General features: G+C 53.7%; 11 protein-coding genes. 10 read left to right on the forward strand and 1 reads right to left on the reverse strand.

Annotated features, from left to right (window positions below):
- Window positions 1-737 precede the first annotated feature (737 nt).
- Window positions 738-2,726: an autotransporter domain-containing esterase gene (locus U869_RS0121980; RefSeq protein WP_025123388.1), complete on the reverse strand. Its 1,989-nt coding sequence runs from the start codon at window positions 2,724-2,726 to the stop codon at window positions 738-740.
- A gap of 230 nt (window positions 2,727-2,956) precedes the next feature.
- On the opposite strand from U869_RS0121980, the gene U869_RS0121985 reads away from it, so the two are divergent.
- From U869_RS0121985 to U869_RS0122030, 10 genes are all read left to right on the forward strand, one after another.
- A complete protein-coding gene (locus U869_RS0121985) occupies window positions 2,957-3,529 on the forward strand; it encodes a DNA-3-methyladenine glycosylase I (RefSeq protein WP_025123389.1) in 573 nt (190 codons plus the stop codon).
- The gene (locus U869_RS0121990) at window positions 3,526-3,972 is read left to right on the forward strand and encodes an N-acetyltransferase (protein ID WP_025123390.1); all 447 of its coding nucleotides are present in this window, start codon (window positions 3,526-3,528) and stop codon (window positions 3,970-3,972) included. Before U869_RS0121985 ends, U869_RS0121990 begins: the two co-directional genes overlap by 4 nt.
- Window positions 3,973-4,047: 75 nt before the next feature.
- Complete coding sequence (locus tag U869_RS0121995; RefSeq protein ID WP_025123391.1) at window positions 4,048-4,779, forward strand: MurR/RpiR family transcriptional regulator; 732 nt, start codon at window positions 4,048-4,050, stop codon at window positions 4,777-4,779.
- Between the two features lie 175 nt (window positions 4,780-4,954).
- Window positions 4,955-6,463: a PTS transporter subunit EIIC gene (locus U869_RS0122000; RefSeq protein WP_025123392.1), complete on the forward strand. Its 1,509-nt coding sequence runs from the start codon at window positions 4,955-4,957 to the stop codon at window positions 6,461-6,463.
- A gap of 24 nt (window positions 6,464-6,487) precedes the next feature.
- A complete protein-coding gene (locus U869_RS0122005) occupies window positions 6,488-7,927 on the forward strand; it encodes a 6-phospho-beta-glucosidase (RefSeq protein WP_025123393.1) in 1,440 nt (479 codons plus the stop codon).
- Window positions 7,928-8,207: 280 nt separating this feature from the next.
- Window positions 8,208-8,870: an OmpA family lipoprotein gene (locus U869_RS0122010; RefSeq protein WP_025123394.1), complete on the forward strand. Its 663-nt coding sequence runs from the start codon at window positions 8,208-8,210 to the stop codon at window positions 8,868-8,870.
- Window positions 8,871-8,985: 115 nt separating this feature from the next.
- The gene (locus tag U869_RS0122015) at window positions 8,986-9,990 is read left to right on the forward strand and encodes a substrate-binding domain-containing protein (RefSeq protein ID WP_025123395.1); all 1,005 of its coding nucleotides are present in this window, start codon (window positions 8,986-8,988) and stop codon (window positions 9,988-9,990) included.
- 131 nt (window positions 9,991-10,121) lie between these two features.
- Window positions 10,122-12,248 carry an alpha-galactosidase gene (locus U869_RS0122020; protein WP_025123396.1) on the forward strand — a complete coding sequence of 709 codons (2,127 nt, stop codon included), beginning with the start codon at window positions 10,122-10,124 and terminating at the stop codon, window positions 12,246-12,248.
- 72 nt (window positions 12,249-12,320) lie between these two features.
- Window positions 12,321-13,592, forward strand: a complete 1,272-nt coding sequence (locus U869_RS0122025) for an MFS transporter (RefSeq protein WP_025123397.1) — start codon at window positions 12,321-12,323, stop codon at window positions 13,590-13,592.
- A gap of 70 nt (window positions 13,593-13,662) precedes the next feature.
- Window positions 13,663-14,697: a LacI family DNA-binding transcriptional regulator gene (locus tag U869_RS0122030; RefSeq protein WP_025123398.1), complete on the forward strand. Its 1,035-nt coding sequence runs from the start codon at window positions 13,663-13,665 to the stop codon at window positions 14,695-14,697.
- The last annotated feature ends 381 nt before the right edge of the window (window positions 14,698-15,078 follow it).

Genomic DNA, 15,078 nt, shown 5'->3' on the forward strand with positions numbered 1-15,078 from the left:
ATTGAATACATGACCAAAAAATCCGTAAGACATTAAATACATAGCACCATGATAATTTTACTGCTTGATATATTTAATGAAATGGCTGAGTGATCTTTAACCACCCAAAAGCTAAAGAAGAAAAGTCTTACCTTTTTACTCCACTAATAAAGGAATTATAAAAATCCACGTGGTAAATTTTTAGTTACTGAAGTGTTTTTTGATGGGTTTTTTTCTTGCCAAAAATGTTAATACCCAGCAAAAGAGCACTACATAACACTCACTAATCACTGGCTTTATGATTATGGATAGCGGATTAAAGTCAAAAAACGAATGATAGAGACAGCGATTGATACGTTTTTTATATATTTCAAGCACGCAAAAGCGCTCCCACCCGTTGATTAGCGGGCGAGAGAACAATTGACAGGCAACTTATTATTTATAATAATGACAACAAACTTTCCCTGGTGTTGGCCAAATTGGCTCCTGATCCTTTAAACGGGATCAGTTTTTTTTATATTTAAATCCTTTGCTCTTATGCAGCATAAGATAAAGTCTTTCAGGGGCAAATGATAGTTATACTAAAGTACAGTCAAACACTGTACTTTTTCGGTGAAGGACTTGTCTTAGGTGTGGGTGAGCAGGGCTAACAGCCCCGTATAACCGGCCCTGTACGAAAATCATGATAAACGCACGCCCCGCATTTTCTGCCGGTGACAACCTGTCTGACACCCGATAATTCAGAATAAAACCATCCTTCAAAAGCGCGCGCTGACCCCTACATTGTACATAAATTGCTCGCCACTGCTCAAACCGCTGGTCTGCGAAACCGTCGCAAACGCCGCCACCCGATCGCCCAATGGCATATTCGCCCCCAAGGTGACATCCACCCAGTTTTTATCCTGGTTGGCACTGTCGCGGGTGAACGAGGTCTGGGTTGATTTCAACCCACCACCAGCCCGGTAAACACTATCGCCAAATTGGTGTTGATAGCTTACCTCGGCATAAGGATTAACGACTCCGAACTGGCTATCTACTCGCCATCCCAAAGCGCCGATCTGCGAATGATAGGTCTGATCGTTGAAGCGCATTGCCGTACTGTCATCGCCATTCTCGCTATAACCCGAGACGTTGCTGTAATCCCAGGCAAACTGGGCCATCGGCCCGGTGGTCAGGTACGATGCGATTGGGAAGTCATACCCCGCCGTGACGCGCGCCCCCCACTGCTTGCCATCGGTATCACCGGTTTCTGTACGAGTTAGCGAACCCAGCTGCATACTGCGGTTAATATCGTCGTAATTCACGCTGGCATAGTGCAGATCGGCATTGACCCATCCCTGCTCAAACAGCGTCAGGGCGCTGAAGGCCGATAGCAGCACGCCACGCGCCTTATAATCGTAACGGCTGGAAGGCTGTTGATTGTCGTTGGAACCCGAGATCAACGCGCCAATCAGCCACTCATCCGTCAGTTGGTAATCCACGCCCAGCGTCAGGTTGTGCGTAGTGGCGTCCCCCTCCCCGGCAACCGTATTGGCGGAGTAGTCATAATGTTGCCCGGCATAGCCGCCGAACACGCCCAACGAACCCTGCGGATTTTGGGTAGTGCGTAACTGTTGAAAACGACTGTCCAGCGTGGCGCGGCTATCACGCGCGAAGGCGGCAGTGGCCTGGTTAAGTGCTACCGCCTGTGCCGGGCCATCCAGCACCGCCTGAATATAATCGGCGATCAGTTGGTGGGCCTGCGGGCTGGGGTGGAAATGATCGGCAAACAGATAAGCCTGCTCGCTGTTAAATCCTGGCATGGCTGAACTGCATACCGCCGAGGAAACGCCGGCCGGGCAAGCCATACCGGCGGTGTTGGTAAAGCCAAACTGGCCCGGATTGGCGATCGCTTCGCTGAACAGCTTGTTGACATCAACGCGCACGATATTGCCACCGCCCTGAGCCAACAGGCGATCTTCGCTCTGGTTATAAAAATCGGTCAGCTGTGCGGCCTGGGCACTGAAACTGTCAAAAGCCGCGCTCAACTGCGCTGCAATGGCCTGCTGCACCTGTGGATTGCTGCTGGCCTGCTGTGCAGCGGCAGCTAAAGCCTGGTGGATGGCCTGCTGGCGCGAAGCGTTATCCGGCGTAACCAGGGCATTGAGTTTGCTGTAAGCCGCCTGTATGGCCGCTCCCTGTACCGGCCCCAGCGCCTGCTGGATAATCAGCTCCATCAGTTGCGGCGTTGAGCCAATATTCGGCACTGTCGGCACGATCACCGTCCCGGCACCGGCGTTCAATAACGCGTGCACCTGCGTCGCCGCAGCCAAAGCACTGGTAAAGGCCACCTCCGGTGCGGTTGCCACATTCATCGCCGCAGCGGCCAGATCGTTGCCACCAATCCAGTGGATATACAGACCCTCACCGTCGGCCTTGCCGTTCACCTGGGCAAGATAGCTCTGCACCTGATCCTGAGTATTGTCTGCGGGGTTGAGTGCCGGTACGGCCACGCCACCACCGGCAGCATAGTTGTAGCCACCGTCATTGGACGCCACTAGTGCGGCGCCAATACGCTGACCCAGTATTTCGTCATACAGCTGATGTTGATTGCTGTCATACGTGAAGCGACCGTTATTACCGGTATCACTCAGGCTATCGCCAAACACATAAAGTTGATCGTAGGCCTGTGCCGAAGCACTAAGGCAAAAAGCTAACGCCACGGCAAGCACCGTTGGGGCGTGCTTACCCTGTATTTTCAGAGGCATGAATGGACTCCTGAGAGCCAGAAATAGTCGGGCGCAGCATGCTTCGCCCCTATGGTCGAACCTGACGACCCAGTTCTTATCATTGGCCGTTATCATCATGGCCATGTAGTAAATATTGCTGGCTTTCACACTTCGTCAAGTTGGCTGACGATAAATCGTGCAAAGGGTTGCCAAGCGGTCGGCTTCCAGCGATGATTACTGTAAATAAACACAGCACAAGGAGTCTCCGCATGGCCAACGAACGCTGCGGTTGGGTTACTGCCGATCCGTTATATCTTGAGTATCATGACCAGGAATGGGGCGTCCCCACCACCGATGCACGCGAGCTGTTCGAAATGCTGTGCCTGGAAGGCCAACAGGCCGGTCTTTCCTGGATCACCGTGCTGAAAAAACGTGAAAACTACCGCCTTGCCTTCCACAACTTCGATCCGCAGCGCATCGCCGCCATGACCGAGCAAGACGTGGAAATGCTAATGCAAAACAGCGGTATCATCCGCCATCGCGGCAAAATCGAAGCCATCATCAACAATGCCAAAGCCTATCTGGCGATGGAAACGGCCGGGGAGGATTTTGTCACCTTTATCTGGCAGTTCGTCAGCGGCAAGCCACTGCTCAATCACTGGCAGGCGCTGGGTGAAGTCCCCGCCAAAACCGAACAGTCCGATGCTCTGTCCAAAGCGTTGAAAAAACGCGGCTTTAAATTTATCGGCTCAACTACCTGCTATGCCTTTATGCAGGCCAGCGGCCTGGTGAACGATCATCTAACCGGGTGCTTCTGCCATCCAAAGCAGCGCCAGGCATGATCCGCGCCGCCAAACCGGCCGATATCGAGCCGCTGATGGCGCTGTGGCTGGCTAGCACCACCCATGCCCATCCGTTTATTGCGGCCGATTATTGGCAGCAAACCGCCCAACTGGTACGTGAAAACTACCTGCCGCGCGCCAAAACCTGGGTTTATCTGCACAATCAGCAAATCGTCGGGTTTATCAGCGTACTGGATGAACGCTTCGTGGGCGCACTGTTTGTCGATGAACGCTTACACGGCCACGGCGTCGGTGCCGCGCTGATGGCACATGTGCAACAACAGCACGGCTGGCTAAGCCTGGAAGTGTATGAGCAAAACCTGCGGGCCTGTGCCTTTTACCGCAAGTTTGGCTTCAGTGAGGCACAACGCGAGTTCAATGAAGAGACTCAGGCCCATACGCTGATCATGAACTGGGCCGCAGCCGAACTTCGCTATCCCTGAAGAACAGTGGGCGGGCTTTGTCATCCCTGCCCGCTTCTGGTACTTTGACTGCCAACCTTGTCAACGAGATGCCGTATGTTTACTCACATCACCTTATCCAAGCTCAACGGTCTCGAATTGATGGTGTACAACTACGTCATCAAAAATAAGGACAAGGTCATGTATATGACCATCCGCGAATTGGCGGAGGGTGCCAAGGTTTCCACCACTACGGTGTTACGCTTTTGCAAGAAAATGAATTTCAGCGGCTATTCAGAATTCCGCATTCGCTTTAAACTCTATCTGGAACAGGAAGACAAGTTACTGTTAACCTCCGGCGTCAGCGAAATTGTCAGCTTCTTCAAGAGTATTAATAATGATGAATTTGAACAGTTAATTACCGATGCAGCAGAACATATTGCCGCTGCGGAAAGAATTATCTTTGTGGGGGCGGGAACATCGGGAACGCTGGGTAAATACGGTGCTCGTTTTTTCTCTAACGTCGGCAAGTTCAGTAATTATATTGATGACCCTTATTATCCTATCAGCAGCGATATGTATAAAAACGCGGTGGCGATTATTTTATCGGTTTCTGGTGAAACACCGGAAATGCTTAAATTGGCCAGCCAATTCAGTCTGCATAACTGCAAGATCATCAGTATTACCAATAGTGAAACCTCTTCATTAGCACGCATGGCGGACTTTAACCTCTCTTACCACATGCCGCAAATCCGCATTGCCAGCGAGTACGACATCACCACCCAGGTACCGGTGATGTATATGTTGGAGGCGATAGGTAAAAAACTGGCCAAGAATCTCGGCCATTAATTTAATTAGCAGGGAGGGACGTAATAACACCTTGTTTCTTGCATGTGACAAATCACTATTGTGCTATTTTGTTATATCGTGACATTCCCCCGCCGTTTGCTACTATCCAGTTGGAACCCCCCAATACTTACAATAAAGCCCGATATTTCTGTACCCCACAGATGGAGTTACGTTGATGGCAATTAATTATGCTGACTCGGCAAAAGAGATCGTGCGCCTGATTGGTGGCGATAATAATGTGATTAATGTCACACATTGTGCAACGCGTTTGCGATTTATTTTAAAAGATATTAGCCAGGCCGATAAAGACACGCTGAAACGCGTCAAAGGTGTTATTACCGTTATCGAATCCAGTGGCCAATTGCAGGTGGTGATCGGTAACCACGTCGGCGATGCCTATCAGGAGGTGCTCAAACTGATCAAGATGGATGAGAGCGTATCGGTCAGCGCGCCCAACGTCGGCATCGTCAGCCGCCTGATGGACATCATCTCCAGTATCTTTGCCCCCTTCCTGTATCCACTGGCGGCCTGTGGGGTGTTGCAGGGGCTAATCTCGCTGTTTGCCGCCTTGGGGTGGATGGATCCGGCGAGCGGCACTTATCGCATTCTGAACTTCGTTTCCTGGACCGGCTTCACCTTCCTCCCAGTGATGGTGGCCTTCACCGCCGCGAAAAAATTCAACGTCAACCCGTTCACTGCAGTGATCGCCGCCTGTGCGCTGGTTTCCCCAGACTATATGAACATGCTCACCGCCAATAAAATCCTGTTGGTAAATTCTGCCGATCCGGCCATGCAGGCCTTGATGCAGGAAGCGATCAATAACCCACAGATTGCCAAGGTGCTGGCCGAAGTGGCCGGTATCCCGATTAACGCCGATCCGCTCACCTTCCTGGGCATGCCGGTGCAGTATCTCAGTTACACCGCCTCGGTGATCCCCATCATCCTGATGGTCTGGATCATGTCTTATGTGCAGCGTTTCTTTGAACGCATCCTGCCGCTGGTGATCCGTAACCTGTTCACGCCAATGTTCTGTATCGCGATCATGGTGCCGCTAACGCTGCTGGCCTTTGGCCCGATCGGCAACATGATTGGCGGTGCCATCGGTGGCGTCTATAACACGCTGTATCACCTTAGCCCTTCCATCGCCGGAGCGGTGGTGGGCGCGCTGTGGATGCCGCTGGTGACGCTGGGTGTGCACTGGGGGATCACGCCGGTCACCGTAGGGAACTACGCCACACTGGGATATGACACCTTTACCGGCCTGCAAGCCTCCCCGGTGTTTGCCATGGCGGGTGCGGTGCTAGGCGTCTATTTGAAATCCAAAGACTCTGAGATGAAACGCATCTCACTGTCTGCTGGCATGACCGCTCTGTTTGGCATCACGGAGCCAGCCATCTACGGCGTAGCGCTACGCCTGAAGCGCCCAATGATTTGCGGCTGTGTCGCCGGAGCGGTCGGCGGATCAATTGCCGGGGCCTTCAACGCGGTGTCCTGGAGTTATTGCATACCAGGAATTGCCGTCTTGCCGGTGTTCTTTAAGGAAGGGCATATGCCACAGTTCCTCGGCTTCCTACTGTCCATCAGTGTCGCCTTTGTGGTCGGTGCGGTACTGACCTATATCGTCGGCTTCAAAGAAGAACAGCCTGAGCCAACGACACCGCTCAGCAAGCCTGAAATGGCCTAAATTCATCTAGATAAGAGAAATAGTATTATGAAAAGACAGTTACCGGATGATTTCCTGTGGGGCGGCGCGGTAGCGGCGCATCAGGTTGAAGGCGGCTGGGATCAGGGCGGTAAAGGCCCAAGCATCGTCGATGTGTTGTCCAGCGGTGCCCACGGTGTCGATCGCGTGATCACCGACGGCATTCAGCCAGGCTATCACTACGCCAACCACGACGCGGTGGATTTCTATCACCGCTATAAAGGCGATATAGCACTGTTTGCCGAAATGGGCTTCAAGTGCTTCCGTACCTCGATTGCCTGGTCGCGTATTTTCCCGCTGGGGGATGAGCTGGAGCCGAACGAAGAAGGATTACGGTTCTACGACAGCCTGTTTGACGAGCTGTTGAAATATGGCATTGAGCCGGTGATCACTCTTTCCCACTTCGAGATGCCGTGGCATCTGGTGAAAGAGTATGGCGGCTGGAAGAACCGTAAAGTGGTGGATTTTTTTGTGCGCTTTAGCGAGGTGGTGATCGCTCGCTACCAGCACAAAGTGAAATACTGGATGACCTTCAACGAGATCAACAACCAGCGCAACTGGAAGACCCCGCTGTTCGGTTATTGCTGTTCCGGGGTGATTTTCACCCAGGAGCCGAACCCGGAAGAGTGCATGTACCAGGTGCTGCACCATCAGTTCGTCGCCAGTGCGCAGGTGGTCAAACTGGGGCATGTCATCAACCCGGAGCTGCAAATTGGCTGCATGATCGCCATGGTGCCGCTGTATCCATTCTCCTGTAATCCGGACGATGTGATGTATGCCCAAGAGGCGATGCGTGAACGCTTCCTGTTTGGTGACGTACATATGCGCGGCTATTACCCGTCCTACATTCTGCATGAATGGGAGCGCAAGGGTTACCACATCCAGATGCAGCCGGAAGATGAGCAGATCCTGCGCGAAGGTTGCGCAGACTACATTGGCCTGAGCTATTACATGAGTAACGCGGTGCAGGCGGACTCCGTTGGTGCGGGTACCGCCCTGTCAGGTTTTGAAGGCAGCGTGCCGAACCCTTATGTCAAAGCGTCCGACTGGGGTTGGCAGATCGATCCGGTAGGGCTGCGCTTTACGCTTAATATTCTCTATGAGCGTTATCAAAAGCCGCTGTTTATCGTCGAGAACGGCTTTGGGGCGCTGGATAGGCTTGAGGAGGATGGTCAGATCCACGATGATTACCGCATTGCCTATCTGCGTTCGCACATCGAGCAGATGAAAAAAGCGGTGATCGACGATGGTGTTGAAGTGATGGGCTTTACCCCTTGGGGCTGCATTGACTGCGTGTCGTTCACCACCGGGCAATACAGCAAGCGCTACGGGTTTATCTACGTGGATAAGCACGACGATGGTACCGGCACCTTTGCCCGCTCGAAAAAACAGAGCTTCGACTGGTATCGCCAGGTGATCGCCAGCAATGGTGAAGTGCTAGGTTAACCCCCTCTCATCGGGGCGAAGCGATTCGCCCCGACTTGTCTGAAAGATCAATTCCCCAGCATTAATTCAGTTTGTTCTGGTTCCCAAGCGGCGATTTGGCGGTTACCTTCCAGCCTGGCGTACAGGTTCATAATTTGTCACGATTTTTTGCGGAACTGCTGGCCAGAAGGCACGTCATAAGAACGCGTCACGTTAGACGCTCACGGTTGATTGCCGATGATTTAGCGCCTCCAGCTTGGAGTCGCGCACGCAGATATCCCTGCCATTAAAGGAACTACCAATGAAAAAACGCATTGCGATGATTGCTGGTGCGGTAGCCGTTGCCATGACGCTATCGGCTTGTACCACCAACCCTTACACCGGGGAGTCAGAGGCCGGTAAATCCGGTATTGGCGCTGGCGTTGGCGCAGCCCTGGGTGCCGGTATCGGCATGATTTCTTCATCGAAAAAAGACCGTGGTAAAGGCGCGTTGATCGGTGCCGCAGCCGGTGCCGCATTGGGCGGCGGGGCTGGGTACTACATGGACGTGCAGGAAGCCAAGCTGCGCGACAAAATGAAAGGTACCGGCGTTAGCGTCACCCGTCAGGGCGATAATATCGTACTGAACATGCCGAACAACGTGACCTTCGATACCGACAGCAGCACGCTGAAACCGGCGGGTGCCAACACTCTGACCGGCGTAGCGATGGTACTGAAAGAATACGAAAAAACCGCCGTCAACGTAGTGGGTTATACCGACAGCACCGGGGCTCGTGCGCATAACATGACGCTGTCCCAGCAACGTGCAGACGGCGTAGCCAGCGCGCTGATCACCCAAGGGGTCGCTGCCAACCGTATCCGTTCGACCGGTGCTGGCCCGGATAACCCGATTGCCTCCAACAGCACCACCGAAGGTAAGGCGCAGAACCGTCGCGTTGAGATCACCCTCAGCCCGCTGCAATAACACCGTGCGGGGCCTTGGCCCCGCCAGTTCTCATTTCCTGTCCTCACCTCTCCCGTCAGTTCCTCTCTCTGTGATACTCTCGCCCTGCATCCCAACACCTTCTGTAGAGTGGAATATGTCCCTGAAAGCGATTGCCAAAGCATTGGATCTCTCCGTTACCACCGTGAGTCGCGCCCTGAATGGCTATGACGACGTGGCACAAGAAACACGCCAGCGGGTAGAGGCAGAAGCGCAACGTTTAGGTTATCGCCCCAACACCCTGGCACGCCGCTTGAAAATGGGTAAGATCGACGCCGTTGGGCTGGTTTTCCCGTTTAATAACTACACATTAAGTAACTCAACGCTGATGGAGATGATCGGTTGTATCAGTAATGAACTGGTGCGCCACGAGATCGATCTGCTGCTGGTCGCGGATGATGCCCCTTATCATGCCTTTACGCGTCTGATTGCCAGCAAGCGTGTCGATGCGCTGATTGTTGCCCATACGCTAGACCACGATCCGCGTCTACATGAGCTTCAACGGCTTAACTTCCCGTTTCTGGCGCTAGGCCGCAGCCAATTGGCAAAGGATTACGCCTGGTTTGATTTCGATAACCATGCGGGAAGTCAGATGGCCGTGGACTATCTGGTGGCACTCGGCCACCGGAAAATTGCCTATCTGGGGGAAAACAACCAGCAGTCATTTATCATTCAGCGTCGCCAAGGTTATCTGGATGGCTTGGCCAGCCACCAACTGCAACAGCGTGATGATTATCTGTGCAGTATCACGCCAAGCCGCCGTGCTGGCTACCTGGCAACTCAAACGTTACTGGCGCTGGCCAATCCGCCAACGGCGATCATTACCGACTGCAACGGCCACGGCGAAGGGGCGGCAATGGCGCTGCGTGATGCCGGTAAGCTCGGTCCTGGTGGCGTTTCCCTGGTGGTGTATGACGGCTTATCGCCGGAGAGCCTACTCGATCTTCCCGTGGCCGCGATTGTGCAAGCTACTCGTGCTGAAGTGGGCCAACAAATTGCAAAAATGACTCTGGGCCTGATCCGTGGCGAACCTCTGCAAAAACTGCAGGTGCTATGGCAACCTCTGCTGAAACCCAATCCTGACGACCTGCCGCTCTGTTGATGATCGTTTAAACAACGCCGTTTTTTGCCTGACCAGATCACAGATCCGAAACGTTTAGGTTTTAATCCGAAACGTTTCGGATCAATGATGATGCCACTGATTTGCGCTAAAGAACCTAAAGGAGCCAGACCATGGAACCCACCATTGTGCGGTTAACCAGCCCCACTACCGACGTGATTGTTCGCTGCCAACCATTTGCCGAAATTCTGTATTGGGGCCCTCACTTAACCAGATTTATGCCAGAGGATGTGCTGACATTAGGTCGGGCGGTGCCAAATGGTCGGCTGGATGTCGATACGCCATTAACGCTGGCTGCCGAGTCTGCGCGAGGCCTGTTTGGCTCACCGGGTGTAGAAGGCCATCGCGACGGCTATGATTGGTCACCGCTGTTCACCACCTGCGAGATCACCCATAAAGACAATCACCTGCTGATCCTGGCCGAAGACCCGCAGGCTGGGCTGCAACTGCGCAGCGAGCTGCTGTTGGACAGCGCCAGTGGCGTGCTAAAGATGCGCCATACCTTAATCAATCACCACGTGACCCGTTACTGGGTTAACCGCCTGGCGTTGACGCTACCATTACCAGAGCGCGCTGGTGAAGTGATGGCATTTCATGGTCGTTGGATCCGCGAATTCCAGCCGCATCGCGTCACCTTGGAACATGGTGGCTACTTACAGGAAAACCGTCGGGGGCGCAGCTCTCATGAATATTTCCCCGGCATGATGGTCGGTAGCCGTGGCTTCAGCGAGCAGCAGGGAGAAGTTTGGGGTATTCACCTGGGTTGGAGCGGTAACCACCGTCTGCGCGCCGATGTGAAAACCGATGGCCGCCGACTATTGCAGGCGGAAGTTCTGTACCTGCCCGGTGAACAAGTGCTGGAAGGTGGTGCCAGCCTGAGTACTCCTTGGCTGTATGCAGCCAGCTCTCACTCGGGCCTGAACGCACTCAGCCAGCGGTTCCATCACTATGTCCGCCAGAATACCCTGCGTTTTCCGGACCACAAACTACGTCCGGTGCATCTCAATACCTGGGAAGGTATCTATTTCGATCATCATCCTGAGTACATCATGCAGATGGCCAGCAAGTCGGCTGAACTGGGTGTGGAGCGTTTTATCATTGATGATGGCTGGTTCCGTGGCCGCGATCACGATCGTGCCGCTCTCGGTGACTGGTATCTGGACGAGAAAAAGTACCCGAACGGGCTGGCTCCAGTGATTGCCCATGTTAAACAACTGGGCATGGAATTCGGTATTTGGGTGGAACCAGAGATGATCAACCCGGATTCCGATCTGTACCGTGCTCATCCTGATTGGGTATTGGGCCTGCCAGGCTATCAGCAGCCAACCGGGCGTTTTCAGTGCGTACTCGATCTGTGCAACCCGCAGGTATTCGAATATCTGTTGGAACGCATGGACTGGCTGCTGGGTAATCACGATATCGACTACATCAAGTGGGATATGAATCGCGAAATCGTTCAGCCCGCCCACCTTGGGCGAGCCTCGCTGACGGCGCAGACCGAACAGTTTTACCGCCTACTGGATACGTTAGGTGAACGCTACCCGCAGGTGGAGTTTGAGTCTTGTGCCTCCGGCGGTGGCCGTATCGATTTCGAAGTTCTGCAACGCTGCCACCGTTTCTGGACCTCTGACAACAACGATGCGCTAGAGCGTCAAACCATTCAGCGCGGCATGAGCTATTTCTTCCCACCGGAAGTGATGGGCTCACACATCGGTAACCGGCAGTGTCACGCCACTGAGCGCCAACACAGCATCGGTTTTCGCGGCCTGACGGCACTGTTCGGCCATATGGGTATTGAACTCGATCCGGTTAAAGCAAGTGAGACCGAACAGCTTGGTTTCGCCCATTATGTGGCGTTACATAAATCGCTACGGCCACTCCTGCACAGCGGCCATGTTATCCGCCTGGATCATCACGATCCGAGCACCCAGATTAATGGCGTGATTGCCACTGGGCAGGAACGGGTGGTCATTCTGGTTAGTCAGTTGGCGATGCCGGATCACACGTTACCGGGCAATTTGCGCATTCCAGGGCTGAAGGCAGATGCGCGTTATCGCATCACCCTACTGGACACACCACCACTGATCCACCAGCAGCAGGGCGGCCATACCATGCGTCAGCTCCCCGCATGGATGAAGCAACCCTGCGACGTTAGCGGGGAATGGCTGGCACAGGCTGGTCTAGCGTTGCCGGTGCTGGATCCGGAAAGTGCCATGCTGATCGGCCTGGAACAGCTCTGAGTTATCCCCTGGATTTGCAGGTGCAGTGGCCAGCCACTGCACACCCAAAGTTCGCGTGGAAGGATGAACACCATGAACGCCACCGTCTGTACCTATAAAAATAACCGTAACTTCTGGATATTTGGCGCTTTCTTTTTCCTTTATTTTTTCATTATGGCCACCTGTTTTCCGTTTCTGCCTATCTGGCTGTCGGAAATCATCGGACTGAATAAAACAGAAACCGGCCTGGTATTTTCCTGTATGTCGCTGTTTGCCATTCTGTTTCAGCCGATTTTCGGCATTATCTCCGATAAGCTGGGGCTGAAAAAACACCTGCTGTGGGTAATTACCCTATTACTGTTTTTCTTTGCGCCATTCTTTCTTTACGTGTTTGCGCCACTACTGAAAGTGAACGTCTTGATCGGTGCTTTGGTCGGCGGGGCGTATATCGGGTTTGCCTTCTCTGGCGGGGCGGGAGCCGTTGAGGCCTATATCGAACGGGTCAGCCGCAAGAGTGCCTTTGAGTATGGTAAAGCACGGATGTTTGGCTGTTTCGGTTGGGGGATCTGCGCATCCACCGCAGGGGTATTATTCAACATCAATCCAGACATTGTCTTCTGGATGGGTTCTGGAGCCGCCGTACTGTTGATGCTACTGCTGTTACTGGCCAACCCACGTGAAAATCCTAACGCTATCGTAATGGGTAAGCTCGGTGCCAATCAGAACCAGTTCAATCTGAGGATGGTGGCAGAGTTGTTCAGGATGCCAAAACTGTGGATGTTCATCCTGTACGTGGTCGGCGTGGCCTGTGTTTATGACGTATTCGATCAGCAGTTTGCCAATTTCTTTAAAACTTTTTTCAGCTCCCCTCAGCGTGGTACCGAGATCTTTGGCTATGTGACCACCGCAGGAGAATTAGCCAATGCGCTGATCATGTTCTGTTCCCCGTGGATTATTAACCGCATTGGAGCAAAAAATACTCTGCTGCTGGCCGGTACTATCATGTCGATTCGCATTATTGGCTCCGCCTTTGCCACTACGGTAATGGAAGTTATCATGCTGAAAATGCTGCACGCACTGGAAGTGCCTTTCCTGCTGGTCGGCTCTTTCAAATACATCACCACCATCTTTGATACCCGTCTTTCCGCTACGATCTATCTGATTGGTTTCCAGTTTGCCAAACAAGGTGCCGCCATCTTCCTTTCGGCGTTTGCAGGTAGCCTGTATGACCGCATGGGCTTTGCCGAAACGTACCTGATCCTTGGCAGCCTGGCTCTGGGGGTAACGCTGATTTCCATCTTCACCCTCAGTAGCACTGCCAAGAAAGTCCAGCCGCAGGCCAAAACGCTGGAGCTCACATCCTGACATGGGCCATTCCCGGCTTTAGGTTTGGTGTGTTAGTCTCCTTGGCATTGAACCGCAGGGGAGATCGGCTGTGAGCAGTGATAAAGCAACGCGCGCCTCAGGGCGCGCCACCATCAGTGATGTGGCAAAACACGCCCAAACCGGCAAAACCAGCGTGTCGCGCTATCTCAATGGTGAACAGCACCTGCTCTCCGACGATCTGAAACAGCGTATCGAGTTGGCAATCCAGCAGCTCGACTATCGCCCAAGCCAGATGGCCCGCAGCCTGAAAGGGGGCCAGACGCGGCTGATTGGCCTGATCATTGCCGATATCACCAATCCCTATTCCGTTCACGTCATGCGCGGTATCGAAGCCGCCTGCCGCCAGCACGGCTTTACCCTGCTGGTATGTAATACCAATAACGAAGTCAATCAGGAACAGCATTACCTCCAGTTGCTCAGCAGCTACCGGGTGGAAGGGATCGTGGTGAACGCCGTCGGGATGCGTGAAGATGCGCTCTCCATGCTGCAACAGTCGATGCTGCCGATGGTGTTGATCGACCGTAAAATCCCCGACTTCGCCTGCGATGTGGTGGGCCTGAACAACCATCAAGCCACCACCACCGCGACGGAGCACCTGTTACAACAGGGTTTCGAGGCGATTTTGTTCCTCAGTGAACCGATTGGCACCGTGAATACCCGGCTTGAACGGCTGCACGCCTTTCGCCAGACCATGGCCAACCACCCCGACTTGTCCGCCGAGCAGGCTGAAACTCCTCTCAATGACGCCGAAAAGCTGGCGACGGTATTGCAGACCTTCAACACCCGCCATCGCGGTATGCGCAAAGCGGTGATCTCGGCCAACGGTGCCTTGACGCTGCAAGTAGCCCGCGCCATGCGCCATTTGGGTATGCAGTGGGGCAACGATATTGGCCTGCTGGGATTTGACGAATTGGAATGGGCCGAGCTGGCCGGGGTTGGCATCACCACGCTTAAGCAGCCCACCTACCAGATAGGACATGCCGCGTTGGAGCTGTTGGTGCAGCGTATCCAGGGTATGGATGCCCCCGTTAGCGAACAGCTATTTTCCGGTGAGTTAATCGTACGCGGCTCTACCCAGCGTTGACCGGTGATGTCCCTCACCCTCACCCACAGGGATAGGGGACCCACCAATAACTCCAGCATCTGACCTCAGCACGGGCGCAGCATGCAGCGCCCCTTGTATGTTTAGAGGGCCGGATGAATACTGTCCTTGTACTGTACTCATCTGGCAACCGGGAAGCCGCGCGCCCCTGGAAGCAGTGCTCGCGCTGACTTCGTGCCGTAGAGTGGCTCCCGCCTCATTGCCCATGCCGAAGAGTATCCTGAAGCTTTCTCTCGCGAGACTGACTTCGTATTACAAGGTCGGCCAGGCAAATGTTATGACGAGGTCGGGAACCGGTTAACAGTGTAATCCTTTTATCCTGTCTCCGGGAGGCCACATGACCTTGTATGTTTAGAGGGCCGG

The organism is Serratia sp. H1w (genome assembly GCF_000633355.1).
Lineage (GTDB): Bacteria > Pseudomonadota > Gammaproteobacteria > Enterobacterales > Enterobacteriaceae > Chania.